Source organism: Hansschlegelia beijingensis (assembly GCF_045505405.1).
Classification (GTDB): Bacteria; Pseudomonadota; Alphaproteobacteria; order Rhizobiales; family Methylopilaceae; genus Methylopila; species Methylopila beijingensis_A.
Genome location: NZ_JBJKEX010000461.1, coordinates 1 through 1,979, shown reverse-complemented (window position 1 = coordinate 1,979; position 1,979 = coordinate 1). Strand labels below are relative to the sequence as shown.

Genomic DNA, 1,979 nt, shown 5'->3' with positions numbered 1-1,979 from the left:
CCGCTCGCCGGCGGCGGCCTGATCGCGCTCTCCTGGGATGCGAGAGGGCTGGAGGAGGACTGCCGACGCGCGACGCTGGTGGTCACCCGGCGCGAGGCGCCCGCGGCCTGCGCCGAAAGCGCCGCGGTCATAGACTGGAAGATCCTAGCCACCACCGGCGCCCTGAGCCTGACCCGCTCAGGTGACGGCTTCTCGGGCGTTTCAGCTCTCGACCCGTCCGGCTCCCGCCCTTGGACCCGCCAGCCCGCAACGCCGCCTCCTGCGGCCGCGACCCGATTGGTCTTCGCGGCGACGCCGCCGCTCATCCAGGAAGTCGAGCCGCCGCCGGTCGATCCCACCGATCGCCCGGACGAAGCAGACACGGACGACGCCGGCCCGTCTGATGATCAGTAGCGCCGGATGAGGCCTACGAGCCGTCCCTGAATCGCGACCCGGTCGGGCCCAAAAATCCGCGTCTCGTAAGCGGGATTGGCCGCTTCGAGCGCGATGGAGGCGCCGCGCTTCCGCAGACGCTTCAGCGTCGCTTCCTCCTCGTCCACGAGCGCCACGACGATGTCCCCGGTGTCGGCCGTATCCTGGCGCCGGATGAGGACCAGATCTCCGTCGAGAATGCCGGCCTCGATCATCGAGTCGCCTCGCACCTCGAGCGCGAAGTGCTCTCCGGTCGAGATCAGGTCCGGCGACACCGCGATGGTGTGACTTCTCGTCTGGATCGCCGAGATCGGCACGCCGGCCGCGATGCGCCCCATGACGGGCACATGCACTGCGGACCGCCGGTCTCCGCCGTCATCGTCGCTCGACGAGGACGGCTTGAGCCGTCCGAGGTTGCCTTCGATCACGCTCGGAGAGAACCGCGTCGCCGGCCGCGTCACGGAGGGGGCCGCGGCCTCGGGAAGCTTCAGCACCTCGAGGGCGCGCGCCCGGTTCGGGAGCCGACGGATGAAGCCGCGCTCCTCGAGCGCCATGATCAGCCGGTGAATGCCGGACTTCGACTTGAGGTCCAGCGCCTCCTTCATCTCCTCGAACGAGGGAGGAACGCCGGCCTCCTTTAGCCGCTCATGGATGAAGCGCAGAAGCTCGTACTGCTTGCGGGTCAACATGGGCGGGTCCGCGACGATGCAAAACAAATCATGAACAGAAATCTACCTGTTCTAGATGTGTTCCGCAACCGTTAACGTTCGGTGCATGCCGCACGCGGCGGTGGCGCGGCGTTGCTGGCGATCAGAGGGGAGGCGGCAGAAGAAGGATCTCGCAAGGGTCTCCCGTCCGCGCCGGGCCGGCCCCCACCGGGCGCACGAGCAGGCACTCCGCCTCGGAGAGCGCGCGGAGCATGGAGGAGTCCTGTCGCGGGAACGCGGTCGCGACGGGCACGCCGTCCGCGTCATGGGACAGAGCCGCGCGCACATAGTCTTCGCGATGATCGTTCGGCGGCATGTCCCGTCCAAGCCGGCCGCGCCTGATCTGTGGCGCGACGTCGGCGCAGCCCGTGAGGCGGCGAAGCGCCGGGATCAGGAAGAGGACGGAACAGACGAGCGCGGACACCGGGTTGCCCGGCAGCCCGAGCGCCAGCATTCCGCCGCGCCGTCCGGCCATCATCGGCTTGCCGGGACGCATGGCGATCTTCCAGAAGTCGAGCGTGACCCCGCACGCCTCCAGCGCGGGCCGGATGAGATCGTGGTCGCCCACCGACGCGCCCCCGAGCGTGACGAGGATGTCGGCCTTCTCGGAGATCGCTCGCTCGATCGCCGCCCGGATCGCCGCCGGCTCGTCTGGGGCTATGCCGAGATCGAGCGGCAGGCCGCCTTCGCCGGCCACAGCGGCCGCGATTGCGAAGCTGTTGGAGGCGAAGATCTGGTCGGGGCCGGCCTCCTTGCCCGGAAGCGCGAGTTCGTCGCCCGTGGCGAGGATCGCCACGCGCGGCCGACTGCTCACATCCAGAACCGCGTGGCCGAGCGCCGCGGCGAGCCCGAGGTCGCGCG

The 1,979-nt window shown here is 69.8% G+C and carries 2 protein-coding genes and 1 pseudogene; 1 reads left to right on the top strand and 2 read right to left on the bottom strand.

The features are described 5' to 3' along the window. Positions 1 to 393: pseudogene (locus tag ACIKT0_RS17555) on the top strand (ComEC/Rec2 family competence protein); the annotation flags it as partial. On the opposite strand, the gene lexA reads toward ACIKT0_RS17555, so the two are convergent. After that, positions 387 to 1,100, bottom strand: a complete 714-nt coding sequence (gene lexA / locus ACIKT0_RS17550; protein WP_407106632.1) for a transcriptional repressor LexA — start codon at positions 1,098 to 1,100, stop codon at positions 387 to 389. The pseudogene ACIKT0_RS17555 and the gene lexA overlap by 7 nt on opposite strands. A gap of 121 nt (positions 1,101 to 1,221) precedes the next feature. Then, a partial coding sequence (locus ACIKT0_RS17545; protein ID WP_407106631.1) for a molybdopterin molybdotransferase MoeA occupies positions 1,222 to 1,979 on the bottom strand: 758 nt, incomplete at its 5' end.

Bases quoted from the DNA above. Each gene is read 5' to 3' on its own strand.
- lexA (WP_407106632.1), bottom strand. From the start codon at position 1,100: ATGTTGACCCGCAAGCAGTACGAGCTTCTGCGCTTCATCCATGAGCGG.